The organism is Sphingomonas sp. S-NIH.Pt3_0716, assembly GCF_003950715.1.
GTDB classification, from domain to species: Bacteria; Pseudomonadota; Alphaproteobacteria; order Sphingomonadales; family Sphingomonadaceae; genus Sphingobium; species Sphingobium yanoikuyae_A.
Genome location: NZ_QLJK01000009.1, coordinates 87,283 through 109,604 on the forward strand (window position 1 = coordinate 87,283; position 22,322 = coordinate 109,604).

At 65.2% G+C, this 22,322-nt stretch carries 29 protein-coding genes; 19 read left to right on the plus strand and 10 right to left on the minus strand.

The window, feature by feature from the left end; genetic code table 11:
- Positions 1-125: 125 nt before the first annotated feature.
- The 3 genes from pgmG to BRX37_RS09430 are packed head-to-tail and all read right to left on the minus strand — an operon-like array spanning position 126 to position 2,792.
- On the minus strand, positions 126-1,508 hold the full coding sequence (pgmG, locus tag BRX37_RS09420; RefSeq protein ID WP_125986531.1) for a phosphoglucomutase/phosphomannomutase PgmG: 1,383 nt from the start codon (positions 1,506-1,508) through the stop codon (positions 126-128).
- A gap of 19 nt (positions 1,509-1,527) precedes the next feature.
- Positions 1,528-1,986, minus strand: a complete 459-nt coding sequence (locus BRX37_RS09425; protein ID WP_004209210.1) for a J domain-containing protein — start codon at positions 1,984-1,986, stop codon at positions 1,528-1,530.
- Positions 1,986-2,792 carry a division plane positioning ATPase MipZ gene (locus tag BRX37_RS09430; protein WP_125986533.1) on the minus strand — a complete coding sequence of 269 codons (807 nt, stop codon included), beginning with the start codon at positions 2,790-2,792 and terminating at the stop codon, positions 1,986-1,988. The genes BRX37_RS09425 and BRX37_RS09430 overlap by 1 nt, the downstream gene beginning before the upstream one ends.
- Before the next feature lie 108 nt (positions 2,793-2,900).
- On the opposite strand from BRX37_RS09430, the gene panC reads away from it, so the two are divergent.
- Positions 2,901-3,746 carry a pantoate--beta-alanine ligase gene (gene panC, locus BRX37_RS09435; RefSeq protein WP_125986535.1) on the plus strand — a complete coding sequence of 282 codons (846 nt, stop codon included), beginning with the start codon at positions 2,901-2,903 and terminating at the stop codon, positions 3,744-3,746.
- Between the two features lie 15 nt (positions 3,747-3,761).
- On the opposite strand, the gene BRX37_RS27260 is transcribed toward panC, so the two are convergent.
- The 4 genes from BRX37_RS27260 to hemE all read right to left on the minus strand — a co-directional run bounded on the left by BRX37_RS27260 (position 3,762) and on the right by hemE (position 6,285).
- Complete coding sequence (locus BRX37_RS27260) at positions 3,762-3,890, minus strand: hypothetical protein (RefSeq protein WP_268746425.1); 129 nt, start codon at positions 3,888-3,890, stop codon at positions 3,762-3,764.
- A gap of 172 nt (positions 3,891-4,062) precedes the next feature.
- Positions 4,063-4,665, minus strand: coding sequence for a hypothetical protein (locus tag BRX37_RS09440; protein ID WP_125986537.1), 603 nt, complete (start codon positions 4,663-4,665; stop codon positions 4,063-4,065).
- Positions 4,666-4,783: 118 nt separating this feature from the next.
- The gene (locus BRX37_RS09445) at positions 4,784-5,224 is read right to left on the minus strand and encodes a CopD family protein (protein WP_010335790.1); all 441 of its coding nucleotides are present in this window, start codon (positions 5,222-5,224) and stop codon (positions 4,784-4,786) included.
- A complete protein-coding gene (gene hemE / locus BRX37_RS09450) occupies positions 5,224-6,285 on the minus strand; it encodes a uroporphyrinogen decarboxylase (RefSeq protein WP_125986539.1) in 1,062 nt (353 codons plus the stop codon). Before hemE ends, BRX37_RS09445 begins: the two co-directional genes overlap by 1 nt.
- 291 nt (positions 6,286-6,576) lie before the next feature.
- Here hemE and BRX37_RS09455 point away from each other — a divergent pair, with 291 nt between their 5' ends.
- From BRX37_RS09455 to BRX37_RS09505, 11 genes are all read left to right on the plus strand, one after another.
- Positions 6,577-7,404 (plus strand): pyruvate, water dikinase regulatory protein, encoded by an 828-nt coding sequence (locus BRX37_RS09455; RefSeq protein WP_026108809.1) that lies wholly within the window; start codon positions 6,577-6,579, stop codon positions 7,402-7,404.
- Positions 7,401-7,994 (plus strand): Maf family protein, encoded by a 594-nt coding sequence (locus tag BRX37_RS09460; RefSeq protein ID WP_125986541.1) that lies wholly within the window; start codon positions 7,401-7,403, stop codon positions 7,992-7,994. Before BRX37_RS09455 ends, BRX37_RS09460 begins: the two co-directional genes overlap by 4 nt.
- Complete coding sequence (gene aroE, locus BRX37_RS09465; protein WP_125986543.1) at positions 7,991-8,815, plus strand: shikimate dehydrogenase; 825 nt, start codon at positions 7,991-7,993, stop codon at positions 8,813-8,815. Before BRX37_RS09460 ends, aroE begins: the two co-directional genes overlap by 4 nt.
- Before the next feature lie 11 nt (positions 8,816-8,826).
- Positions 8,827-9,420: a dephospho-CoA kinase gene (gene coaE, locus BRX37_RS09470; protein WP_069338956.1), complete on the plus strand. Its 594-nt coding sequence runs from the start codon at positions 8,827-8,829 to the stop codon at positions 9,418-9,420.
- A 32-nt stretch (positions 9,421-9,452) separates the two neighbouring features.
- Positions 9,453-10,154: a DNA polymerase III subunit epsilon gene (gene dnaQ / locus BRX37_RS09475; protein WP_004209199.1), complete on the plus strand. Its 702-nt coding sequence runs from the start codon at positions 9,453-9,455 to the stop codon at positions 10,152-10,154.
- Positions 10,155-10,225: 71 nt separating this feature from the next.
- The gene (gene hpf / locus BRX37_RS09480) at positions 10,226-10,822 is read left to right on the plus strand and encodes a ribosome hibernation-promoting factor, HPF/YfiA family (RefSeq protein WP_010335785.1); all 597 of its coding nucleotides are present in this window, start codon (positions 10,226-10,228) and stop codon (positions 10,820-10,822) included.
- 130 nt (positions 10,823-10,952) lie between these two features.
- Positions 10,953-11,420 (plus strand): PTS sugar transporter subunit IIA, encoded by a 468-nt coding sequence (locus BRX37_RS09485; RefSeq protein WP_010335784.1) that lies wholly within the window; start codon positions 10,953-10,955, stop codon positions 11,418-11,420.
- Complete coding sequence (locus BRX37_RS09490) at positions 11,380-11,877, plus strand: PaaI family thioesterase (protein WP_004209196.1); 498 nt, start codon at positions 11,380-11,382, stop codon at positions 11,875-11,877. Before BRX37_RS09485 ends, BRX37_RS09490 begins: the two co-directional genes overlap by 41 nt.
- Positions 11,870-12,220 (plus strand): DUF1491 family protein, encoded by a 351-nt coding sequence (locus BRX37_RS09495; RefSeq protein WP_125986545.1) that lies wholly within the window; start codon positions 11,870-11,872, stop codon positions 12,218-12,220. The genes BRX37_RS09490 and BRX37_RS09495 overlap by 8 nt, the downstream gene beginning before the upstream one ends.
- Before the next feature lie 175 nt (positions 12,221-12,395).
- A complete protein-coding gene (locus BRX37_RS09500) occupies positions 12,396-13,067 on the plus strand; it encodes a cell wall hydrolase (RefSeq protein WP_125986547.1) in 672 nt (223 codons plus the stop codon).
- Between the two features lie 103 nt (positions 13,068-13,170).
- A complete protein-coding gene (locus tag BRX37_RS09505) occupies positions 13,171-13,677 on the plus strand; it encodes an MmcB family DNA repair protein (RefSeq protein ID WP_125986549.1) in 507 nt (168 codons plus the stop codon).
- 39 nt (positions 13,678-13,716) lie between these two features.
- Here the strand turns inward: BRX37_RS09505 and BRX37_RS09510 are convergent, their stop codons facing one another.
- Complete coding sequence (locus BRX37_RS09510; protein ID WP_318276650.1) at positions 13,717-14,343, minus strand: ankyrin repeat domain-containing protein; 627 nt, start codon at positions 14,341-14,343, stop codon at positions 13,717-13,719.
- Between the two features lie 56 nt (positions 14,344-14,399).
- Here BRX37_RS09510 and BRX37_RS09515 point away from each other — a divergent pair, with 56 nt between their 5' ends.
- Genes BRX37_RS09515 through BRX37_RS09530 form a run of 4 tightly spaced genes read left to right on the plus strand, consistent with a single transcriptional unit; the run spans position 14,400 to position 16,438 of the window.
- A complete protein-coding gene (locus tag BRX37_RS09515; RefSeq protein ID WP_037508898.1) occupies positions 14,400-15,053 on the plus strand; it encodes an SCO family protein in 654 nt (217 codons plus the stop codon).
- Positions 15,054-15,056: 3 nt separating this feature from the next.
- Entirely contained in the window at positions 15,057-15,482 is a 426-nt protein-coding gene (locus BRX37_RS09520) for a YcgN family cysteine cluster protein (RefSeq protein WP_004209190.1), read from the plus strand.
- Positions 15,439-16,173: a M48 family metallopeptidase gene (locus BRX37_RS09525; protein WP_412458740.1), complete on the plus strand. Its 735-nt coding sequence runs from the start codon at positions 15,439-15,441 to the stop codon at positions 16,171-16,173. Before BRX37_RS09520 ends, BRX37_RS09525 begins: the two co-directional genes overlap by 44 nt.
- A 4-nt stretch (positions 16,174-16,177) precedes the next feature.
- On the plus strand, positions 16,178-16,438 hold the full coding sequence (locus tag BRX37_RS09530) for a hypothetical protein (RefSeq protein WP_017499447.1): 261 nt from the start codon (positions 16,178-16,180) through the stop codon (positions 16,436-16,438).
- On the opposite strand, the gene trhO is transcribed toward BRX37_RS09530, so the two are convergent.
- On the minus strand, positions 16,435-17,259 hold the full coding sequence (gene trhO / locus BRX37_RS09535) for an oxygen-dependent tRNA uridine(34) hydroxylase TrhO (protein WP_063975999.1): 825 nt from the start codon (positions 17,257-17,259) through the stop codon (positions 16,435-16,437). The two genes, BRX37_RS09530 and trhO, sit on opposite strands and share 4 nt — an antisense overlap.
- Positions 17,260-17,324: 65 nt before the next feature.
- Here trhO and pdeM point away from each other — a divergent pair, with 65 nt between their 5' ends.
- Entirely contained in the window at positions 17,325-17,984 is a 660-nt protein-coding gene (gene pdeM, locus BRX37_RS09540; protein ID WP_125986555.1) for a ligase-associated DNA damage response endonuclease PdeM, read from the plus strand.
- Positions 17,985-18,174: 190 nt separating this feature from the next.
- A complete protein-coding gene (locus BRX37_RS09545) occupies positions 18,175-20,970 on the plus strand; it encodes a TonB-dependent receptor (RefSeq protein WP_174320770.1) in 2,796 nt (931 codons plus the stop codon).
- Here BRX37_RS09545 and BRX37_RS09550 read toward each other — a convergent pair.
- Positions 20,948-21,682: a YggS family pyridoxal phosphate-dependent enzyme gene (locus tag BRX37_RS09550; RefSeq protein WP_125986557.1), complete on the minus strand. Its 735-nt coding sequence runs from the start codon at positions 21,680-21,682 to the stop codon at positions 20,948-20,950. The genes BRX37_RS09545 and BRX37_RS09550 overlap by 23 nt on opposite strands.
- A 23-nt stretch (positions 21,683-21,705) precedes the next feature.
- On the opposite strand from BRX37_RS09550, the gene BRX37_RS09555 reads away from it, so the two are divergent.
- Positions 21,706-22,260 carry a thiamine phosphate synthase gene (locus BRX37_RS09555; RefSeq protein WP_206434141.1) on the plus strand — a complete coding sequence of 185 codons (555 nt, stop codon included), beginning with the start codon at positions 21,706-21,708 and terminating at the stop codon, positions 22,258-22,260.
- The last annotated feature ends 62 nt before the right edge of the window (positions 22,261-22,322 follow it).

A 22,322-nucleotide genomic window follows, 5' to 3' on the forward strand; every position in this document is an offset into this window, starting at 1 on the left:
TCGCAAATGCGAAACATGATGGCGCGATTGCGTTTCATGCAACCGGTGTCATAAATCCATGTTTCCCTAAGGGAAATTCCGCATGAAATAATGATAGCGATATCAATTTTGCGCGCTGCGACAGGCTATTTCGCCGCTTGCAATCGCTGATCGACGCCCGAATCACGCAAATGGGATTCGATTTCGGCCAGCAGACGCGCCAATCCTGCGGCATCCGACGCCTCTGCCCGCGCGGTCAGTGCATTCTGGGTGTTGGACGCGCGCAGCAGCCACCAGCCATCGATGGTGCGGACGCGGGCGCCATCGATCGATTCCACGATTGCGCCGGATGCAACCAAGCGGTCGCGCAGGTCTTCGATGATCGCGAACTTGCGGTCTTCCGGCACGGCGATGCGGATTTCCGGCGTGTTGACCATTTCGGCCATGTCACCGCGCAGGTCGGTGACGGTGCGGCGCAACCGGGCCGCGGCGCGGATCAGGCGAACGGCGGCATAGAGTCCGTCGTCAAAACCGTAAAAATCATCGGCAAACATGATGTGGCCGGTCATCTCGCCACCCAACGGACTGCCAATCTGCTTCATTTTGGACTTGATATGGCTGTGCCCGGTCTTCCACAGCACCGGCTCACCGCCCAGCCGCGCAATCTCGTCGAACAGGGCCTGGCTGGCCTTCACATCCGCGACGATCGGGGCGCCGGGACGATCCTTCAGCACGACCTGCGCGAACAGGCCTAGCAGCTGGTCGCCCCAGATGATCCGGCCCAGGCCATCGACCACGCCGATCCGGTCACCATCGCCATCGAAAGCCACGCCGAAATCGAGCTTCCTGGAGAGGGCAAGGGAACGAAGATCGGCCAGATTCGCTTCTTCGGTAGGATCAGGATGATGGTTGGGAAAATTGCCGTCTACATCGGTGAAGAGCAGATGATGCTCACCCGGCAGGAGTTGCACCAGCTTCTCCACGACCGGTCCTGCGGCGCCATTTCCCGCGTCCCAGCCGATCCGCCAGGCGGCGCCGTCAAAATCGCGCACCAGACGTTCGACATAGGCCGGCATGATATCGACATCGCGCACCCGGCCTTCGCCCGCCAGCCAGTCGCCGGCCGCCGCCATCGCGCCGAGCTGCTGGATCGCCTCGCCATGAAAGGGCGCATGATCCAGGACCAGCTTGAAACCATTCTGATCTGCGGGATTATGGCTGCCTGTCACCTGGATGGCGCCCGCCACGTCCAGTTCGGCCTCGGCATAATAGAGCATGGGCGTGGGACCGAGGCCAACGCGCAGCACATCGACGCCGCTGTCGGTGAGGCCGCGGACCAGGGCGCCCTCCAGCATGGGCGAACTCAGCCGCCCGTCATAGCCGACCGCGACCGCTGATCCGCCGACGCGCCGCACCCAGGTCGCGAAGCTGCGTCCCAGCGCATAGCCGTCCGCTTCCCCGAGCATCGGGCCAACAACGCCGCGCATATCATATTCGCGCAGCAGGGTCGGATAGAAGCGATGGGCCATATAGTCCTTTCTGGGGCAATCAGCCGGCGGACGGACGATCCCGCTCGGCAAGGTCAGCCAGCAACAGGTCGCGCGCGGCATTGATCTGGGCAGCCAGCGCTTCGGTTCCACCCTTGTCGGGATGGACCGAAGCGATCAGGCGGCGATGTGCGGCACGGATGTCGGTTGCGCGGGCATCCGCCGACAGGCCGAGCAGGGCGCGGGCGCCCTCCACGTCGGCCCTGTCAGTCTGCACCGGCGGCGCAGCCTTGCGCCTGGCGCGGTTAGCGCCCTTCTTCGCCTTGCCCTGCGACGCGAAAAAGAGAGCCGCGCCCAGCAGGATTGGCGCACCGAGCGCCGGCTTGCCCTTGGCCGCCAGCACCGCGCCGACCAGCGCCGCCCCCAATGCCATGCCATCCTTGGTCGACATGCGCTGCAATCTCCCGGTCCAGATGAGCCAGCCCGCCAGGCCGATCAGCACCAGCGCGATCAGCCCCATCAGGCGGCGCCGAGCATGTCCACGGACGCGGCATGATCGCCGGTCGGCAAGGCCAATCCGGCCACCATCTCGCGCAGTTCCTGGCGTGCGGCGATGTGACTGATACCCAGATCGCCGAGATGTCCCTTGTCGAGCAGGGTCAGGCCCGAGGGGAAGAGTTCGCGGAAGATGACGCGTTCCGACAGTCCGGGAATGACGCGGAAGCCGACCCGGCGCGACAATTCCATCAGCGCATCGCCGACGCGCTTCTTGTTGCGGGCGTCATGATGCTGGACGCGATTGCGCAGCACCACCCAGTCGATCGACACGCCATCGGCCTTGGCCCGCGACTTGCGCGCTTCGAAGATGAGTTCGGAATAGAAGGACAGGCGACGCACCCGGAAGGTTTCGGCATCGACCTGGCCGATCAGGTCGAAATCGACGAAGCTGTCGTTCATCGGCGTGACCAGCGTGTTGGCGCGGGCCGCCATGTGCCGGGCGAAATCATCGTCGCGGCCGGGCGTGTCGACGATCAGGAAATCCTTGCCCTCCGCAACCGCCGCCGCCTGTTCGTCGAGCGCGGCGACATTGTCGCCCTGAAACACCGCAAAGTCGGGCGCCGACAGATCGATGCCGCGACGACGCGCGGTTTCGGCGCGGTTTTCCATATAGCGGGTGACGGTGCGCTGGCGCGGGTCGAGATCGATCAGGCCAACGCGGTGGCCGAGCGCGGTCAGCGCGATCGCCGTGTGGACGGCGGTCGTCGACTTGCCGGTTCCGCCCTTTTCATTGGCGAAGACGATGAGGTGCGTTTGCGCGTTCGCCATCGGACCTTGATAACCCCGTGTTTGTCGCTCTAGATTCTTGACGGTCCCGTGGCGCGAAGCCTAGCAGGACGCCCCTGTGTCCCTGCCCTTATCGGAGCCCCTCGTCCCGTGCAAATTCTCCGTGACCTTCCCGCCCTGCGTGCTGCCGTTGCCGCGCTGAAGTCCGACGGAAAGAGGCTGGCGCTGGTGCCCACCATGGGGGCGCTGCATGACGGGCATATGGCGCTGGTCGAGGAAGCGCGCCGCCATGGCCGGCACGTCGTGGTGTCGATCTTCGTCAATCCGCGCCAGTTCGGCCCGAACGAGGATCTGGACGCCTATCCCCGGCGCGAGGCGAAGGATGCGCAGCTGTTGCAGGCCGCCGGCGTCGATATCCTGTGGGCGCCGAGCGTCGAGGTCATGTATCCGGCCGGCTATGCCACCAATATCCGGGTGTCGGGGGTAAGCGAAGGGCTGGATGGCGCGGCGCGGCCGGGCCATTTCGATGGTGTCGCCACCGTCGTCACCAAGCTGTTCAACCAGGTCGCGCCCGATGTCGCGATCTTTGGCGAGAAGGATTATCAGCAGCTCGCCGTGATCCGCCGGATGGTTGCCGACACCAATCTGGACATCGAGATCATCGGCATGCCGACCCAGCGGGCCGAGGATGGCCTGGCGCTGTCGTCACGCAACGCCTATCTCAGCGAACAGGAGCGCAAGGATGCGCTGGCGCTGCCGCGCGCTCTGGGTGAGGCGAAGCGGCAGATCGAGAAGGGCGAACCGGTCGAGGCGGCACTGGCCAGGGCAATCGCCACGCTGGCGACCCATGGTTTCGACCCGATCGACTATGTGACCCTGTGCGACGCAGACAGCCTGGAGCCGATCGCGACGCTCGACCGTCCGGCACGGCTGCTGGGCGCTGCGAAGCTGGGCAAGACCCGGCTGATAGACAATATCGCGGTCGATCTGGTCTAAAGGCCCGGCCTTACCTCAGCTCAGACGCTTGAGCAGGACACAGCCGAGGACGAACAGGCCGACCACCGCCCAGCCCTCCCAGGTGCGGGGACCATAGCCCCAGCCGATACGCTTGGGGCCGAACCAGATGCGCGGGTCATTCATGGGCGCCTCCGCTTAACTTCGCACATTTCCCGCACATTTTGACATTATGTTGCGCGGGGGCGATCCTATTCGCTTGTCACCCGATCGGCGACACCCCAGCTATAGCATGGTCATGGCCGCGTAGGACAGCAGCCCGAGGGACCGGGGCAAAGGCCCCGATCCCCCCTGTCGATCAGAGCGCGCCAGCGGCCGGAGCGGCGCCGGCTTCTACCGCAGCCGGGGTCGCGGCGATCGGCGCGGGCGTCGCCGCCACGCTGTCGACCGAGAAGGCCAGATCCTCGTCGAGGAAAGCGGGGATGATCGAGCCCGACGGGATGTTGGCGCTGGTGCCGGTGGTGAAGAAGCCGGCCACCGGGATCAGCGCGATCGCACCGACGACGCCGGCAGTGCCGGTCACGCCCTTGTCATTGAAGGTGCCGGTCAAGCGCACCTGCCGGCCCCCCAGCCGGACGTAGAGCACGCGGCCCTCGATGAAGCCGGACTTGCCCCACATGCCCTTGTTCCGGACGCTGGTGATTTCCGCGATGCCGGGCGTGCCGGCAGGGATCACCACATTATTGCCGACCATCACGGCTTCGGCGGTCTCGATATTGACGCGATCGCCGACCTTCACCGCCTTCTTCTTGGTGGTGAGTTCGACCAGCGTGCGAACGGGCACCTTGGCACCGGCACGCAGGACATTGCCATCGACGGCAGGCGCGATGGTGACGGCAGGCTGCTGCGCAGCCGCCATCGGCGCGGCCAACGCGGCCGCGCAGAAAAACAGACGAATCATGATACCCCCACAGAAAGTCCGCAGGATGCGGACCGGCGGAGGCAAAGCATAGTCCGAAGACTTGCGCCAGAGGCCAAGTAAAGTGCCCGATCTTTTCGGACGCTTTACGCTACGACCATCAGAAGGGGCGGACGATCACCATGATGACGATCACCGCCGCGGCGATGCCGGGCACTTCGTTCAGCATGCGCAACTGCTTGTCGGCAAGGCTGCGCTGACCGCGTGCGAGCTTCTTCGCATAGCTGGCGATCCAGCCATGATAGCCCGACAGCGCGAGGACGAAGAGCAGCTTCAGGTGGAACCAGCCGAAATGCCAGGCGCCGATTTCCACCATCAGCATCAGGCCGAAGACCCAGGTAAGGATCAGCGACGGGTTGAGGATGATCTTGAGCAGGCGCGTCTCACGCTCGATCCAGCGCTGGTCCTCCGCCGAGCCCGGCACGGTTTCCTGATGATAGACGAAGAAACGCGGCATCATGAACAGCCCCGCCATCAGGAAGATGACGAAGATGACATGGGCGGCCTTCACCCACAGATAGGCGGCGCCGAGATAGGGCATCAGCGTGTCTCCGTTCCGCGCACATAGGCAATCAGCGCCTCGACATGGGCGATCGGCGTATCGGGCAATATGCCATGGCCCAGGTTGAAGATATGGGGCCGGCCGGCAAAGGCGGCGCGCAAGTTATCCACAGCCTGTTCCACCGCCTGACCGCCGGCAATCAGCGCCAGCGGATCGAGATTGCCCTGCACCGGAAGGCCGGCGGGCAGCGCCTGGTTGGCCCAATGCGGGTCGACGGTTTCATCCACACCCACCGCATCGACGCCGGTGCCGATCGCATAGGCCGGCAGTTTCGCGCCGGCCCCCTTGGGAAAGCCGATCACCGGAATGTCGGGATGGAGCGCCTTCAATTTGCGGACGATCGCGGCATTGGGCTCTATCACCCAGCGTTCGAACTGGAGCGGGGCGAGGCTGCCGGCCCAGCTGTCGAACAATTGCACCGCTTCCACGCCCGCCTTAATCTGGCCGGAGAGATAGATGACGGTTGCGTCGACGATGGCGTCGATCAGCGCGGCGAAGCGATCGGGCTGTTGATAAGCCATGCGACGCGCGGCGCCCTGGTCCTTGCTGCCCTGTCCCGCGACCATATAGGTGGCGATCGTCCAGGGACTGCCTGCAAAGCCCAGGAAGGTCACCGACGGGTCCAGCGCAGCCTTCACCTGCCGCACCGTTTCATACACAGCCTCATAGCGGCTGAAATCGGGTGTCAGCGCCGACAGGTCGGTCTCCGCCAGGATCGGGGCGAGACGCGGGCCTTCGCCGGCCTCGAACCAGAGATCCTGTCCCATCGCATAGGGGACGATCAATATGTCGGAAAAGAGGATGGCGCCGTCGAAGCCGAAGCGGCGCAGCGGCTGGAGCGTGACCTCTGCCGCGGCGGCGCTGTCATAGACCAGTTCGAGGAAGCCGCCCTTGTCGGCCCGGAGTGCGCGATATTCCGGCAGATAGCGGCCGGCCTGGCGCATGAGCCACATCGGCGGGACGGGCGGCACCGCGCCGCGCAATACGGAAAGGAGCGGCTTGGCGCTGACTGCGCCGGCGTGAGCGTCGGGACCCGTCATGAACTCTCTACTTTATAAAGATATTTAAAAAGGAATGTTGAGGTTGTTGGGCTGTTGGTTCGGGGGTTTATGCGCTGTCCCCGCTTTTGCCAACAGCTTGACTCCTGGAGTCACGCGATTCCGCGGCGAGTCATCTGAATCATCCCCATTACCCACAGGCTGTGGATAAGATTCCGGCCCTGTTGAGAGGCTGTGGATAAGATTCCGCTTTCTGGGGACGAAATGGGGCTGCAAAGTTATCCACAACTCTATCCCTTGCTTTATCCACAGGGGACTCACAGAGATATGCCTGTGTCACGTATCCATCTTCACCTGCTTTCGGACTCCACCGGCGAGACGCTGGAGAATATCGCCAAGGCGGCGATCGGCCTGTTCGAAAATGTCGAGGCGATCCGCCATTTCTGGCCGATGGTCCGATCCGAAGTGCATCTCGACCGGATCATGGAGGAGATTTCCGCCCATCCCGGCCTGGTGCTGTTCACACTTACCAACCATGTGCTGCGGCGGCGGCTGGAAACGCGCTGCCGCGCGCTCGGCCTGCCCCATGTCGCTGCGCTCGACAGCGTGGCCGATGCCCTGTCCAACATATTGGGGCAGGAAACCCGGACCCGGCCGGGCCGCAAGCATATCCTCGACGAAGCCTATTTCGCGCGGATTGAGGCTATCCAGTTCACCATCGCCCATGATGATGGCGTGGGGCATGAGAATTGGGAGGAGGCCGATATCGTCCTTGCGGGCGTGTCGCGCGCGTCGAAGACGCCGACCTCCATCTATCTTGCCAATCGCGGCTACAAGACCGCCAATATCCCGCTGGTGCCGGAATCGCCGCCGCCGCGCAGCCTCTATGGCCTGAAGCATCCGATGGTGGTGGGCCTGACCATCAGTCCCGAGCGGTTGATCCAGATACGGCGCAACCGGCTGCTGTCGCTCAACCAGGCGCCCGAGACCGCCTATGTGGATAGCGACAAGGTGCAGGAGGAACTGGCCTTTGCCCGGCGCATGTTCGCCGACAATGGCTGGCCGGTGATCGACATGACCCGCCGGTCGATCGAGGAAGCGGCCGCCGCCATCATCAACCTGTTCAACGACCGCGAACTGGCGGAAGGAAATGAAGCATGATCGTCCTAGCCTCGCAGAGCGTCAGCCGGCGCGCCATGCTGAGCGCGGCCGGTGTGCCGTTCGAGGCGCTGTCGCCGGGTGTGGATGAAGAGGCCGCCAAGGAAGCATTGCGCGCCGATGGCCATGATGGCCGCGCGCTGGCCGATGCGCTGGCGGAGCTGAAGGCGCTCAAGGTGTCGCGCCGCGTGCCGGGGGCGCTGGTGCTGGGCTGCGACCAGACCCTGACTCTCGACGACGGGACGATGATCGACAAGGCAGTGGACAGGGCGGATGCCGCGCGCATCCTGCGCCTGCTGTCGGGCCGGGTCCATCATCTCCACAGCGCGGCGGTGATCGTGCTCAACAATGAACCGATCTGGCGCCATGTCGAACGGGTAAGGATGACGGTGCGGCCCCTGTCGGACGGATTCATCGACTCCTATCTGGAGGGCGACTGGGACGAATGCCAATGGTGCGTCGGTTGCTACCGGATAGAGGGGCCGGGCGCGCAACTGTTCGCCAGGGTGGAAGGCAGCCAGTTCGGCATCCAGGGCCTGCCGCTGCTGCCGCTTCTTGACTTCCTGCGCATAAGGGGCGTTCTGGCGTCATGACCGACAAGCTCCCCTATGCCGAGGTGATCGGCGATCCGATCGACCACAGCAAATCGCCACTTATCCACAATTTCTGGCTGCAGGCGCTGGATATCGAGGCGGAGTATAAGAAGACTCATGTGACGGCCGAGGGGCTGTCCGCCTATTTCCTGCAGCGCCGGGCCGATCCCGACTGGCTTGGCTGCAATGTCACCATTCCCCACAAGATCGCGGTGATGGACTATACCGATGATCCGGGTGGGGTGCGCGACCGGATCGGTGCGATGAACACCATCGCCAGCGAGACCGCCGGGCCGCTGATCGGCACCAACACCGATGCCGGCGGATTCCTGCAGCCGCTTCTGCGCGACAAGTGGAAGGGGCGCCATGCGGTGCTGATCGGCGCGGGCGGCGCGGCGCGGGCGATCCTGTTCGCGCTCACCAGCCTGGGCGTGCCGGAGATCACGATCATGGCGCGCGATCCGGCCAAGGGACAGGCACTGCTCGATCGGGCCGGGGTGAAGGGCAAGGTGATCGGCATGACCGATGCGCTGCCGGCCGCCGACCTGCTGGTCAACAGCACGTCGCTGGGCATGGTCGGCCAGCCGGCGCTGGATCTGGACCTGTCGCCGTTGCCGGCGAGCGCGACCGTCTATGACATCGTCTATGCGCCGCTGGAGACGGGCTTGCTGAAGGCGGCGCGCAACCGGGGCCTCAAGACTCTCGACGGGCTGGAAATGCTGATCGGCCAGGCGGCGCTGGCATTCGACATCTTTTTCGATGCGGAGGCACCGCGCGAGCTGGACGCGGAACTGCGCGCGCTGCTGCTGGCGGCGGACTGAACGGCGACGGGGTGAAGATCTACGGCCTCACCGGCTCGATCGGCATGGGCAAGTCGGCGGTTGCGGCGATGTTTCGTCGTGAAGGCGTGCCGGTGTTCGATGCCGATGCCGAGGTGCATCGGCTGCAGGGGCCGGGCGGCCGGCTGATCCCGGCGATCGAGGCGCGCTTTCCCGGCACCACCGGGCCGCAGGGCGTCGACCGGGCCAAGCTGGGCGCGGCGGTGTTCGGCCATCCCGCCGAATTGAAGGCACTGGAGGCGATCGTCCATCCCGCCGTGGGCGAGTCGCGTCGACGATTCCTCAAACGCCATCGGTCGCGCCAATTCGTGATTCTGGACGTGCCCTTGCTGTTCGAGACAGGTGGCTACCGGCGCATGGCGGGGATCATCGTCGTCAGTGCGCCCGCCTGGAAACAGCGGCGGCGGGTGCTGGCCCGGCCGGGCATGACGGTGGCAAAATTTCGTAGAATCCTGCACTTGCAGCTGCCCGATGCTGAAAAGCGGCTAAGGGCAGACTATATCATCAACACGGGTACGACATTTGCCGCAACCCGGGCACAGGTCAGGCGTCTGGTCGCTTGCCTTGGCGCCCGGACAGGCAGATAAGTAGAGTCATAGAGAGTCGGTTCAAAAGGGCGATGCGCGAGATCATTTTCGACACCGAAACGACGGGATTTGATCCGGCATCCGGCGATCGGCTGGTCGAAATCGGGTGCATAGAGCTTATCAATCGCGTGCCGACCGGCCGCACCTTCCATGCCTATTATAATCCACAGCGCGACATGCCCTCGGCCGCCGAGGCGGTGCATGGCCTGTCGAGCCAGTTCCTGTCGGACAAGCCGCTGTTCCGCGAGGGCGTGGCCGAGCTGATGGATTTCCTGGAGGACAGCCCGCTGGTCGCGCATAATGCGCGCTTCGACTTCGGATTCCTCAATCACGAATTGAAGCTGTGCGCGCGCGACGCCGTGTCGATGGACCGGATGATCGACACGGTCGCGATCGCCCGCACCCTGCATCCCGGCGCCAAGCACAGCCTGGACGCGCTCTGCACCCGGTACGGCATCGACCGCAGCCATCGCGTCAAGCATGGCGCGCTGCTCGACGCCGAACTGCTGGCGCAGCTCTATGTCGAATTGACCGGCGGCCGTCAGATCGGCCTGGGTCTTGCACAGGAGGAAGAGAAAGAGATCGTCAGGGTGGAACTGACGGAAACCGCCGTTGTTCGCCCTGTTCGTCCCGCGCGCGTCTTCACGGCGAGCGCGGAGGAGCTGGAGAGGCATGCCGCTTTCGTCGCGAAGCTGGATAAGCCGCTCTGGCTCGAGGAGGCGCCGCCGGCCTGAACCTGCCGGCGTTTGCCACGTGCCAACCGGGCCGCTGATCCGGCGTCCCGGCAAGAATAAGGAGAAGGCATATGGATATCCGTGTTTCCGGGCATCAGGTCGAGACGGGCGAGGCGCTCAAGCAGCACGTCAGCGACCGGCTGGAAGCGATAGCCGAGAAATATTTCTCCCGCACGATTTCCGCCCAGGTGACCTTCCGACCGGCCCCGCATGGCGCCTTTCATTGTGATATCGTCTGCCATGTGATGACCGGCTTGATTCTGAAGGGCGCCGGCGAGGCGCAGGAGGCGCATCCCGCCTTCGACCAGGCGTCGGACCGGATCGAGAAGCAGCTGCGCCGCTATATGCGCCGCCTGAAGGACCGCAGCATCCAGGCCGCCGCTGCCGAGGCGCAGCGCGCCAATGGCTACAGCGTCGATGATATCGACGGCGCGGGCTATACCATCTTCGCCGGTGCCGCCGACGAGGAGGCCGAAGCGGCCGATGCGCCCCTGATCGTCGCCGAAACACGGGTCGACATTCCCGAGGCCAGCGTGTCCGATGCGGTGATGATGCTGGACCTGCGCAACACCAATGCGCTGCTGTTCCTCAATGCCGGCACGTCGGCCTATAATATGGTCTATCGCCGTCAGGACGGCACGATCGGCTGGGTCGAGCCGCGCGGCTGACCCCCTGCCAAGCCGGGCCGCCTGTTGACCTCCGGGTGCAGGCGGCCTATGGGGCCGGGCTTTAGTTTCTCCGAGCAACGCGCATTTTTTTCGACAGGCTGGGCGCGCCTCGGCTGCCCCCGGAAGTAAAATGGTGCATTTCAACGATATTGTCTCGCCGGACGCGCTGGCCACCGAGGTGACTGTGAACGGCAAGAAGATGCTGTTCCAGAAGATCGCGGCTCTGGCGGCGCAATCCTATGGCGTGGATGCCGAAGCGGCCGCCGACGCGCTGCTGGAGCGCGAGCGTCTGGGCTCCACCGGCTTCGGTGGCGGCGTTGCCATTCCCCATGCCAAGCTGCCGGGCCTCGACCGCATGTGCGGCGTGGTCGTGCTGCTCGATCCGCCGGCGCCGTTCGACGCGGTCGATGATGCGCCGGTCGATGTCGTGTTCGCGCTGCTGTCGCCGCAGGACAGCGGCGCCGAGCATTTGAAGACGCTGGCGCGTGTATCCCGCTATCTGCGCGACGAGGCGCAGGTGACGCGCCTGCGCGGTGCCAAGTCGGCCGAGGCGCTGCATGCGCTGCTGGCCGGTGGTGAGGCGCGTGACGCCGCCTGAGGCCGCCGCGCTCGCCAGTGGCGAGGCGGCGCATTTTCGCGCGCTGGAGCATCTCTACAACAGCGCGCCGATCAACGACCTGTTCCTGTCGACCCTGCGCGTGCCGGAACCCGGCCGGTCGGTGATCGATTTCGAGGTCGACGAGCGGCATTTCCATGCCGCCGGCGCGGTGCATGGCACCGTCTATTTCAAGATGCTGGACGATGCGGCCTTCTATGCCGCCAACAGCCTGGTCAGCGACCGCTTCCTGCTGACCACCGCTTTCAACCTGCTCTTCACCCGGCCGATCGGCCCCGGAAAGCTGCGCGCCGAGGGGCGCTGGATCAGCGGCAAGCGCCGCGTCTATGTCGCCGAGGCGAGCATTCTCGATTCGGACGGGGAAGAGGTGGGCCGGGGCACCGGCACCTTCATGCGGTCGCAGATTCCGCTGTCATCGCTGCCGGGATATCATGGCTGAGGACAGTTCGGCCGCGCGGCTGACCAGCGCGATGCTGGTCGGCGCGCTGGTGAAGCGGGTGAATGCCGCCGGCGGCTTTGCCATGATCCTGGCCAAGGGCGACGAGATGAGCGGCGTCATCCTGGTCCAGGTGATGGACAAGGGGCGGGAATCCGCAATTTTCGAGCGGGTATCGAACTTTCGCGGCGGCCATGCATTGATGCGCTGTGGACCCCCTGCGGAAGAGGGGCCGGATGCGTTTGCCGCCTATGCCGAACGTCGGCGCAGATCGGACCCCGACCTGTGGCTGGTGGAGCTTGATATCGCGGATGCGGAACGGTTCGCCGCTGAAACGATCTGCTGATCGTTGACTCCTTGCACGCGCGCGGGCAATGGCGGCCGACGCTGAACGCGCAGGTTGCCTGCATTCGTCCATGGGGGGCGGGCCGGTAAACACGCAGACGGGGGGCGGCCGAACGTCACAGAATATCGGTTACAATCGACGTTTCTGGCCAATAACCGCACGATTTTGAGCCATAATGAGTTTTCGTCTGAAGGCCGCGATCATCGCGGCATTTACGCTGTCGGCCGCTGCGGCTGTTACGGCGTCGGACATGTCGAGCGCCAGCGAGGCCTCCCTGTCCACGGTTTCTCTTCCGGAAACCGCCGCGCTGACTAGCGCATCCACGGCCGGCACCAAGCCCGCCGTCGTTTTCGCTGCGCCGCAGGAAGTCGCGCAGTCGCTGGATTCCGGCACCAAAGCTGGCAGCAATTTTTCGACCGATATCGAGCCCAAGGCCGAGACCCTGGCAGCCCTGGTTGATGCGCAAGGCGCTCCCGAGGATGTCGAAGGCGACATGAAGTGCCTGGCCGGTGCGGTCTATTTCGAATCCAAGGGTGAAACGCTGGAGGGCCAGCTGGCCGTTGCCCGCGTCATCATCAACCGCGCCAAGTCGGGTCGCTTCGCCAGCAGCCTGTGCGGTGTCATCTATCAGCCGAGCCAGTTCAGCTTCGTGCGTGGTCACGGCATGCCGCCGATCAACATTGCCAGCGATTCCTGGCGCGAAGCTGTTGCGATCGCGCAGATCGCCCTGGACGACAGCTGGGACAGCCAGGCCGAAGGCGCGCTGTTCTTCCATGCCCGCCGCGTGTCGCCGGGCTGGGGCAAGACCAAGCTGGCGTCGATCGACAACCACGTCTTCTATCGCTGATCCGCGCTCACCGCGCGACAGTGACGCCCTTTTGAAGGCCGATTCGGACCCCATGTCCGAATCGGCCTTTTCTTTTGTTCCCTTCCTGTTCTAGTCTGGTACCATGACCATCCAAGACGCCGCCCAAGACGCCGATCGCTGTTCACCGCTGACCGACGGGACCGCGCTGGCCGTTGCGCGCGGCACGCTGCGCCTGTTCCACCGTCATGACATGAACGGCATATTGGAAGTGCCGCTGCCCAATGGCCGGCGGGCCGACATCATGGCGATCGACAGCGCCGGGCGCCTGACCATCGTCGAGATCAAGTGCAGCCGGGCGGACTTGCTGGGCGACATGAAATGGCCGGATTATTTCGACTATTGCGACCGCTATTTCTGGGCGGTGCCATCGGGCTTCGACACCAGCCTGTTCGAGAGCGAGGCGCTGTGGCCGGCCCGCACCGGCCTGATCGTCGCCGACCAATATGATGCCGAACTGGTGCGGGCCGCGCCGTTCGAGCCGCTGGCCGCCGCCCGGCGCAAGGCAGAGACGCTGCGCTTCGCCCGCCGCGCCGCCCGCCGCCTGTCGGCGCTGGCCGACCCGGATTATGCGGCGGAATTGGGCTGGTAAGGGTTAAAGAAAAGGGCGGCCAGGCCGCCCTTTTTCATATCAAAAGACCGGGCCCTGGACCGGGCCCTTGGGCGCGGCGGCGTTGGTCTTGGCGGAATCGAGCGCTTCGACCAGGCCCGGCGTGCGGCTGTCGCGCTCAGCATAGTCGCGGGCGGACATGCCGGCGATGGTGTCGCGCTTGTCCGCATTGGCGCCCTGCGCCACCAGCAGGCGGACCAGGCCGATGTCGCGCAGCTGCACCGCGCGGATCAAGGCGGTCTCGCCGCTGCCATTGGTCTTGTCGACCTGGGCGCCGCGGGTGAGCAGCAGGCGCACGCCTTCCTCGTACCGGTTCTGCACGGCGAGCAGCAGCGGCGTGGTGCCATTATTGTCGGCAAGGTTCGGATTGGCGCCCTTCGACAGCATGAAGTTGAGCCATGTCGTGTCGCGGCGGCCGATGACGATGTGCAGCGCGGTTTCGCCGGTGGTGACGTCACGGCTGTTGATGACGGTCGAACCCGGCTTCTGCAGCAGTTCGGTCGCCTTGTCCCCATCGGCGTCCTTCACCGCCTTGAGGAAGTTGTAATTGTTGGAAAACTGGGCCTGGGCCGCAACCGGGGCCATCAGTGCCAGGGTGATGGCGGCAGGCCGCGCCAGAAACAGCCAGGTAGAAAGTCCGCTCTTCATCCCAATCTTCATCGTCGCGCGCCCCGTTCGATTTGCAAATCGGCCCATAGCAAGGCATGGCAGGCGACACCATGAACAAAGCGCTGATCTCGCTCGCCCTGCCGCTTCTGGCCTTGCTGACGGCTTGCAATATGGGGGCTGGCGGCAACGCATCAAGCGGCGAGAGCGAGCAGGGCAATCTGGTCGGCGCGCGCATCGGCGCGCCCTTCACCCTTACCGACCAGGACGGCAAGACCGTTCATTGGGACGATTATAAGGGCCAGTATCGGATCGTCTATTTCGGCTACACCTATTGCCCGGATGTCTGCCCGGTCGATCTGCAGCGGATCATGCAGGCGTTCAGCGCCTTTGAAAAGGCCGCGCCCGCCCGCGCCGCGAAGGTGCAGCCGATCTTCATCAGCGTCGATCCCAAGCGGGACACGCCGGCGGTGCTGAAGCCCTATGTCGCGGCCTTCCACCCGCGCCTCGTCGGCCTGACCGGCACGCCGGAGCAGATCGCGAAGGTGGCCAAGGACTTCGTCGTCCTCTACAATGCGGAAAAGCCGGAAGGGGCGAGCGACTATCTGGTCAGCCACAGCCGCACGCCCTATCTGTTCGGGCCGGACGGCAAGCCGATCGCGCTGGTGCCGGTGGATGATCCGGGCACGCCGGATGTGGACGAGGGCGCACCCGATATCGTGCGCGCCTTTCTCGAAAAATGGGTCAAGTGACATTTGGACTTCTGGGACAAGCCCCTCGACAAGCTGAACCGCGCCGAATGGGAAGCGCTGTGCGACGGTTGCGGCAAATGCTGCCTGCACAAGGCGGAAGATGAGGACACGGGCCGCATCTATCCGACCAATGTCGCCTGCCGCCTGCTCGACCGGCATAGCGGCCAGTGCACCAACTATCCCGATCGGCGGCGGTTCGTGCCCGATTGCGTGCGACTGACCCCGGCCAAGGTGAAGCAGATCAGCTGGCTGCCGCGCACCTGCGCCTATCGGCTGCGCGAGGCCGGCCTGCCGCTACCCGACTGGCATTATCTGGTCTGCGGCGATCGCGAGGCGGTGCATCGGGCCAAGGAATCCGTGCGCGGCTGGACCGTGGCGGAGGCCGATGCGGGCGATTGGGAACATCATCTTGTCGACCGAGAGCTCTGAGGCAGAAATCCTGATCGATGGCGTCGCCATGCCGGTGCGGGTGCGCCGGTCCGCGCGAGCGCGCGCCTACAAGCTGACGATCGACGGGCTGCGCGGCGAATTGCGGCTGTCGCTGCCGGCGCGGGCGAACCTCAAGCGCGCGCTGGGTTGGGCGCAGGGGCATGAGGATTGGGTCCGGGCGCAGATGGCGGTGACGCCGGCGGTGACGCTGCTGGGCGATGGCGCGACCTTTCCGCTGGAGGGGCGCGAGGTGCGCATCTGCTGGATCGCGGGGGCGACCCGCACGATCCGGCTGGAGGACGACCGGCTGATCCTGGGCGGGGCGGCGGAATCGGTCGGTGCGCGGGTGCTGCGCTGGCTGAGGACGCGGGCGAAGGCCGTGCTGGAGGCGGAGACGCTGGCGATGGCGCAGGACCATGGCCTGATCGTCGCGTCGGTCGGCACCGGCGACACGCGCAGCCGCTGGGGCAGTTGCACATCGACCGGGGCGATCCGCTATAGCTGGCGGCTGATCCTGGCGCCGGCCTGGGTGCGGCGATCGACCGTGGCGCATGAACTGGCGCATCTGCTGCACATGGACCATAGCCCGGCCTTCCACGCCGCCCATGCGCGCATCTATGGCGAGGATCCGCGCCCGGCGCGCGCCTGGCTGAAGGCGCATGGGGCGGGCCTGCACCGCTATCAGGCCTGAACCGATGGCGCGCCGGAAACGCTATCTGACCGCGACCATGCCCGACGGCTATGTGAAGAAGATCGGGCCGACCGCCGACCCCTTCACCCATTATTGGCGGATCGTCGCCATACTGGAAAATGGCAAGACCGAGGTGTTCTGGGGCCACACCCGCTCGCTGGCCGAGGCGAAGAAGAAGCGCGCGGCGGCGCCCGATGGCGCGCGGATGCGGGGCTGGACATCCTATCAGTTCGAGATGGTCGAATTGGTGGAGAGTGACAGCTAGCCCCGATGCGGCCAGGCGCCGTCGGCATCGCCGCCGGGGCAGTCATGGTCGGCATCGCGCGGATAGGGCAGGCCGCAGGCGCTGCAGGTGGCATAATGGCCTTGCTTGAGGCCATGGCCGACCGCGACCCGCTCATCGAAGACATAGCAGTCGCCCTGCCAGCGGCTTTGCGCCTGTGGCATTTCCTCCAGATAGCGCAGGATGCCGCCCTTGAGGTGATAGACTTCGTCAAAGCCGCGCGCCTTGACCAGCGCGGTCGATTTTTCGCAGCGGATGCCGCCGGTGCAGAACATCGCGATCTTGGGGCTGCGGCCTTCGTCGCGCAGCTTGGCGGCGAAATCGTCGAACCAGGCCGGAAATTCGCGGAAGGAGCGGGTGGCCGGGTCGATCGCATTCTCGAACGTGCCGACCGCCACCTCATAGGCGTTGCGCGTGTCGATGATGACGGTGTCGGGATCGGCGATCAGCGCGTTCCAGTCCGCGGGATCGAGATGCACGCCGGCTTGATGGGCGGGGTCCAGGTCGCCCGCGCCCAGCGTCACGATCTCCGCCTTCACCTTCACCTTCATCTTGCCGAAGGGGGCGCTGTCCGCGGTCGCATATTTCACATCGACATCGGCGCAGCCGGGCAGGGCGCGGATATGGGCGACCAGCCGCTCGATCGCGTCGGCCGTGCCCGCGACCGTGCCATTAATGCCTTCACGCGCCAGGATCAGCGTGCCGCAGGTGCCAAGATCGGCGCACAGTGCGCGCAGATCGGCGGCGGTTGCCTGCGGGTCGGCGAAGGTGGCGAAACGGTAGAGGGCTGCGACGGTGAACATGGGGAGCCCTATAGGCGCTGGCGCGCATACTTGAAAGCCGGGCGAAGAGGGCGCATAGCCGGGCGATGGTTCCCCTTTCGTTCGCAGGTCATGATTTCCTGGCTTTGCCGGAGGCGGCTTTGTTCTGGCCGGCGCAGGGCGCGCTGCTGGTCGCCGACCTGCATTTCGAGAAGGCGAGCTGGTATGCGCGCTTCGGCCAGTTCCTGCCGCCCCATGACAGCGCGGCGACGCTGGACATGATCGAGGCGCTGGTGGCGCGCACCGGCGCGCGGGCGATCTGGTCGCTGGGCGACAGTTTTCATGATGCCGATGGCGCGGCGCGGCTGGACCCGCGGGCGCGGGCGCGATTGCAGGGGCTGACCGAACGGCTCGACTGGCTGTGGATAACCGGCAATCATGACGTCGGCGTGGCGCATATGCCGGGCGGACGCCGTGCGGTCGAGGCGGAGGTAGACGGCGTCTGGCTGCGGCATGAGGCCGACCCGGCCGACCCCCGGCCGGAGATATCGGGCCATTTCCACCCCAAGCTGCGCCTGTCGCTGCGCGGCCGGCATGTGTCGCGCCGCTGCTTCGTCGGATCGCCGACCAAGCTGATCCTGCCGGCGCTCGGCGCGCTGACGGGCGGGCTGGATGCAGGCCATGGCGAGATACAAAAGGCCGTCGGGCCGGGTGCAATGGCGTTGATACCCGTTTCCGACCGATTGCTGCGCTTTCCGCTGACGTAAGCAAACGCTACGGAAACCGGGCGTTAAATTGTTGCTGCTAGGCAACAGGACTATGCGGCCATCATCACGCAACTGCGGAAAAAGCCCGGAATCACGCGATATATTGCGTTATTCCGACTGTGGCAGCATAATCGCGCATAGTCCCGACCCGGCAAAAAGCCAGGCGGGCCAGGAGAGGATGCACATCATGATGCACAAGAGCCTTTGGCTGCTGTCCGCCGGTGCCGTCGCACTGGTGGGCGCCATACCGCTTGCCCATGCCCAGGATGCCGCGCCGCAGGCGGCGGTGGACACCGAAAGCGTCGACATCATCGTCACTGCGACCCGCCGCGCCAGCCCGTTGTCCGACGTACCGATTGCGGTATCGGCGGTCGGCCAGCAGGCGATGCAGAACAGCGGCGCCAATGATATTCGCGCGCTCAACCAGCTGGCGCCGTCCCTGCTGGTATCCTCGACCGGGACCGAGGCCAATGGTTCGGCCCGTATTCGCGGCATCGGCACGGTCGGCGACAATCCTGGCCTGGAAAGCTCGGTCGCGGTGTTCATCGACGGCGTCTATCGGTCGCGCACCGGCGCGGGCCTCAATGATCTGGGCGAGATCGAGCGGGTCGAGGTGCTGCGCGGGCCGCAGGGTACGTTGTTCGGCCGCAACGCGTCGGCCGGCCTGATCAACATCGTCAGCAAGGCGCCGGAATTCACCCTGGGCGGCATGGCCGAGGCGACCTATGGCAATTATGATTATTGGCGCCTGGCCGGGCGCATCACCGGCCCGATCGCCAAGGGGATTGCGCTGAGCCTGGATGGCGTCTGGTCGAAGCGTGACGGCTTCTATGATCTGGTCGATGCCAGCGGCAACAAGGTTGGCGATACCAATGACCGCGACCGTTATTTCCTGCGTGGTCAGGCGCTGATCGAACCCAGCGACGCCCTGTCGATCCGGCTGATCGGCGATTATACCAATCGCGACGAAAGCTGCTGCGGCGCGGCCTATGTCGAGACGCGCGAACGGCGGCCGGCGACCGGCGGTGGCTATAGCACGGCGCCGTTCAACCGCATCGGCGCGATCCTGGCCGGGCAGGGCAGCGTCTTCCCCGCCGATCCCTATGATCGCGAGCTGACCATCACCGAAGGGCGCGACTATGTCAGCAAGCTCAAGGACTGGGGCGTGTCGGGCGAGATCAACTATGATCTGGGCGGCGCGAAACTGACCAGCATCACCGCCTATCGCGACTATAAATCCCGCGACTATGGCGATTATGACTATTCGGGCGCCGACCTTCTCTATCGCGATCCCAACACCTATCGCCAGTTCAAGACCTTCACCCAGGAATTGCGGGCGCAGGGTTCGGCCTTCAACGAGGCGCTCGACTGGCTGGTGGGCGGCTATTACGCCAATGAGAAGCTGACGCTGGAAGATAATATCCGCTTTGGCGCAGACTATGGCCGCTTTGCCGCCTGTCGCCTGATGGCGGGTGCGGGCGTCAACAGCAACTTCACCGCAGCGCAACTGGCAGCCTGCGGCAGCGGTCTCGCCACGTCGGCGCTGATCGGCGGCACGCAGGCCAATCTCAACGCCGGCCTGACTGCCGCGCTGATCAATGCCGGACTGCCGGCCGGCGTTGCGGCGGCGCAGGCGGGGGCGATCTCCACCGGTCTTGGCAATGGCCTGCGCGCGCTGGCGGCAATCCCGGAAGGCACCGGCGACGTTGCCTCCATCTATCGCCAGAAGAGCGAGAATTGGGCGCTCTTTACCCATAATATCATCCACATCACCAAGCGGCTCGATCTGACCCTGGGCCTGCGCTACACCCATGAATCGAAGAAATTCTCTTCGGATTTCAACAACAACAACGCGACCTGCGCGGCGTTGCAGGCCTCTTCGCTGCCGACGCTGGCGACCAATGCGTCGCTGGGCAGTGCGGCGGCGCTGGCGGGTGGCATCCTGACGCTCGGCTGCCTTGGCAATGGCTCGACCACGCTCAATGCGCTCGACCTCAACGACAAGATCAGCGACGGCGAGTTCAGCGGCACGGCGGTGTTGTCGTGGAAGCCGATCGACGAGATGCTGGTCTATGGCAGCTATTCCAAGGGCTATAAGGCGGGCGGCTTCAACCTCGACCGCTTCCAGCTGGGATCGACCGGCCTGAACAGCGTGCCGGCGGTCTATGCGCCGCGCACCAATGCCGATGTGACGAGCCTGCGCTTCGCCGCAGAGAAGGTCGATGCCTTTGAAATCGGCCTTAAATATACCCAGCCGAAATGGAGCGCGAACATCGCGGCCTTCCGTCAGGAGTTCAAGAATTTCCAGCTGAACACCTTCAACGGCACCAGCTTCGTCGTGCAGAATATCAATGGCTGTGACAGCGCCCTGTCGGCGGCGCGGACCTGCGATTCCGGCGATGTCGGGCCGGGCCTGATCAGCCAGGGCGTGGAACTGGAACTGACCGCTTCACCGGTGCGCCATTTCCGCCTGACCGGTGGCCTGACCTATGCACGGGCGAAATTCGCCAAGCGGCTGGTCGGCAGCGGCGATGGCAGCGTGCCGCTCGATCCGGCACTGTTCCTGCTGCCCGGATCGATCAACAGCAATGCGCCGCAACTGGTGACCACCGCGAGCATGGCCTGGACCCCCGATATCGGGTCGAACGGCCTGTCCGCGCTCTTCTACATCGATGGCCGCATGATGAGCGACTATAATACCGGGTCCGATCTGTTCCCGGAAAAGGCGCAGGACGGCTTTGCGGTGTTCAATGCGCGCGTCGGCCTGCGGGGCAAGGATCAGCGCTGGGCGGTCGAATTCTGGGGCCAGAATATCTTCAACCAGGATTATACCCAGGTCGCCTTCAGCAGCCCGCTCCAGTCGAGCAGCCCGGCGACATCGACCACCGGGCAGTTCGCGCAGGGCGCGCCGATGGCGAACCAGCTCATCTCCGCCTATCTGGCCGAACCCCGCACCTATGGCATTACCTTGCGGGGGCGTTTCTGATCATCCCCAGGCCGCTCCGGGGCACGGGGCGGCTGACGGGGGCGCGTTCGCCGAACAGGGCGGTGCCGACGCGAATGTCGGTGGCGCCCAGCATCAGGGCGGTTTCGAAATCGCCCGACATGCCCATCGACAGGCGCGGGAGACCCTCTTCCCGCGCCATTTTTGCGAGCAGGGCGAAATAGGGTGCCGGTTCGACATCGGCCGGGGGCACGCACATCAGGCCGAGCAAGGGGATGTCGGCGTCGCGCGCGGCGGCGATCAGCGCCGGCACATCGGCGATCGGGCAGCCGCCCTTCTGTTCCTCGGCACCGATATTCACCTGGATGAAGCAGGGCAGGCGCTTGCCCGCGGCGTCCATTGCCTTGGCGAGCGCGGTCAGCAGCGAGAGGCGATCGAGCGAATGGATGACGTCGAACAGGGCGACGGCATCGGCGGCCTTGTTCGACTGCAACTGGCCGACCAGATGCAGGGTCAGATCCGAGAATTGTTCGCGCAGGGCCGGCCATTTGTCCTGGCTTTCCTGGACGCGGTTTTCGCCGAAGACGCGCTGGCCGGCGTGGATCAGCGGCAGGATCGCTTCGGCCGGCTGGGTCTTGGACACGGCGATCAGATTGATGTCGTCGGCACTGCGCTGGGTCAGGCGGGCGGCGCGGTCGATCTGGTCGCGCAGGGTGGCGAGGCGGGCCGCAGCTTCGGGGATGTCGGTGGTCATGGCGGCTGCTATAGGCGATGGCCATGCACGCCCGCCACCGCAAAAAGCTGCCCGGCCTCTGGCTGATGACTGATGAGCGGGTAGAAGACGCATCATTGCTGGCGGCGGCGGCACGCCTGCCGCGCGGCCGCGCGGGAATCGTCTTTCGCCATTATCGCACCGAAGCGATGAAACGACGCGCGCTGTTCGAGGCATTGCGGGCGATTGCGCGGCGGCGGCGGCTGGTGCTGATGCTGGCGGGGGACGTGCGAACGGCGGCGGCCTGGCGCGCGGATGGCTGGCATGGGCGGGATGGGCCGAAAAATTTCCACAGACTTATCCACAGCCAGGCGGCGCATGACCGGCGGGAGCTTCAGGCGGCGGCGCGCGCGGATATGGTCTTCCTCTCGCCGCTGTTCCCGACCCGGTCGCATCCTGGTGCCGGGGCGCTGGGGCGGATCGGCTTTGCGGCGCTTGCGCGGCAGGCGAAGGCGCCCGTGATCGCGCTGGGCGGGGTCAGGGCAAAGCATCGGCATATGCTGCGCGGGATCGGCGCGGCGGGCTGGGCGGCGATCGACGGACTGACCGACCATATATGAATCCGGGTCATGGGGCCTAGCGCGGATGCGGGCCTAATAGCCTGTGGATAAGTCGGTTAGGC

What these genes read in the sequence shown, in the direction of transcription:
- pgmG (WP_125986531.1), bottom strand. Translation starts at nt 1,508, where the DNA reads ATGGCCCATCGCTTCTATCCGACCCTGCTGCGCGAATATGATATGCGC.
- BRX37_RS09425 (WP_004209210.1), bottom strand. Translation starts at nt 1,986, where the DNA reads ATGGGGCTGATCGCGCTGGTGCTGATCGGCCTGGCGGGCTGGCTCATC.
- BRX37_RS09430 (WP_125986533.1), bottom strand. Translation starts at nt 2,792, where the DNA reads ATGGCGAACGCGCAAACGCACCTCATCGTCTTCGCCAATGAAAAGGGC.
- BRX37_RS27260 (WP_268746425.1), bottom strand. Translation starts at nt 3,890, where the DNA reads ATGAATGACCCGCGCATCTGGTTCGGCCCCAAGCGTATCGGCTGGGGC.
- BRX37_RS09440 (WP_125986537.1), bottom strand. Translation starts at nt 4,665, where the DNA reads ATGATTCGTCTGTTTTTCTGCGCGGCCGCGTTGGCCGCGCCGATGGCG.
- BRX37_RS09445 (WP_010335790.1), bottom strand. Translation starts at nt 5,224, where the DNA reads ATGCCCTATCTCGGCGCCGCCTATCTGTGGGTGAAGGCCGCCCATGTC.
- hemE (WP_125986539.1), bottom strand. Translation starts at nt 6,285, where the DNA reads ATGACGGGTCCCGACGCTCACGCCGGCGCAGTCAGCGCCAAGCCGCTC.
- BRX37_RS09460 (WP_125986541.1), top strand. Translation starts at nt 7,401, where the DNA reads ATGATCGTCCTAGCCTCGCAGAGCGTCAGCCGGCGCGCCATGCTGAGC.
- aroE (WP_125986543.1), top strand. Translation starts at nt 7,991, where the DNA reads ATGACCGACAAGCTCCCCTATGCCGAGGTGATCGGCGATCCGATCGAC.
- dnaQ (WP_004209199.1), top strand. Translation starts at nt 9,453, where the DNA reads ATGCGCGAGATCATTTTCGACACCGAAACGACGGGATTTGATCCGGCA.
- hpf (WP_010335785.1), top strand. Translation starts at nt 10,226, where the DNA reads ATGGATATCCGTGTTTCCGGGCATCAGGTCGAGACGGGCGAGGCGCTC.
- BRX37_RS09485 (WP_010335784.1), top strand. Translation starts at nt 10,953, where the DNA reads ATGGTGCATTTCAACGATATTGTCTCGCCGGACGCGCTGGCCACCGAG.
- BRX37_RS09490 (WP_004209196.1), top strand. Translation starts at nt 11,380, where the DNA reads ATGCGCTGCTGGCCGGTGGTGAGGCGCGTGACGCCGCCTGAGGCCGCC.
- BRX37_RS09495 (WP_125986545.1), top strand. Translation starts at nt 11,870, where the DNA reads ATGGCTGAGGACAGTTCGGCCGCGCGGCTGACCAGCGCGATGCTGGTC.
- BRX37_RS09500 (WP_125986547.1), top strand. Translation starts at nt 12,396, where the DNA reads ATGAGTTTTCGTCTGAAGGCCGCGATCATCGCGGCATTTACGCTGTCG.
- BRX37_RS09505 (WP_125986549.1), top strand. Translation starts at nt 13,171, where the DNA reads ATGACCATCCAAGACGCCGCCCAAGACGCCGATCGCTGTTCACCGCTG.
- BRX37_RS09510 (WP_318276650.1), bottom strand. Translation starts at nt 14,343, where the DNA reads ATGAAGAGCGGACTTTCTACCTGGCTGTTTCTGGCGCGGCCTGCCGCC.
- BRX37_RS09515 (WP_037508898.1), top strand. Translation starts at nt 14,400, where the DNA reads ATGGCAGGCGACACCATGAACAAAGCGCTGATCTCGCTCGCCCTGCCG.
- BRX37_RS09525 (WP_412458740.1), top strand. Translation starts at nt 15,439, where the DNA reads ATGCGGGCGATTGGGAACATCATCTTGTCGACCGAGAGCTCTGAGGCA.
- BRX37_RS09530 (WP_017499447.1), top strand. Translation starts at nt 16,178, where the DNA reads ATGGCGCGCCGGAAACGCTATCTGACCGCGACCATGCCCGACGGCTAT.
- trhO (WP_063975999.1), bottom strand. Translation starts at nt 17,259, where the DNA reads ATGTTCACCGTCGCAGCCCTCTACCGTTTCGCCACCTTCGCCGACCCG.
- pdeM (WP_125986555.1), top strand. Translation starts at nt 17,325, where the DNA reads ATGGTTCCCCTTTCGTTCGCAGGTCATGATTTCCTGGCTTTGCCGGAG.
- BRX37_RS09545 (WP_174320770.1), top strand. Translation starts at nt 18,175, where the DNA reads ATGCACAAGAGCCTTTGGCTGCTGTCCGCCGGTGCCGTCGCACTGGTG.
- BRX37_RS09550 (WP_125986557.1), bottom strand. Translation starts at nt 21,682, where the DNA reads ATGACCACCGACATCCCCGAAGCTGCGGCCCGCCTCGCCACCCTGCGC.
- BRX37_RS09555 (WP_206434141.1), top strand. Translation starts at nt 21,706, where the DNA reads ATGCACGCCCGCCACCGCAAAAAGCTGCCCGGCCTCTGGCTGATGACT.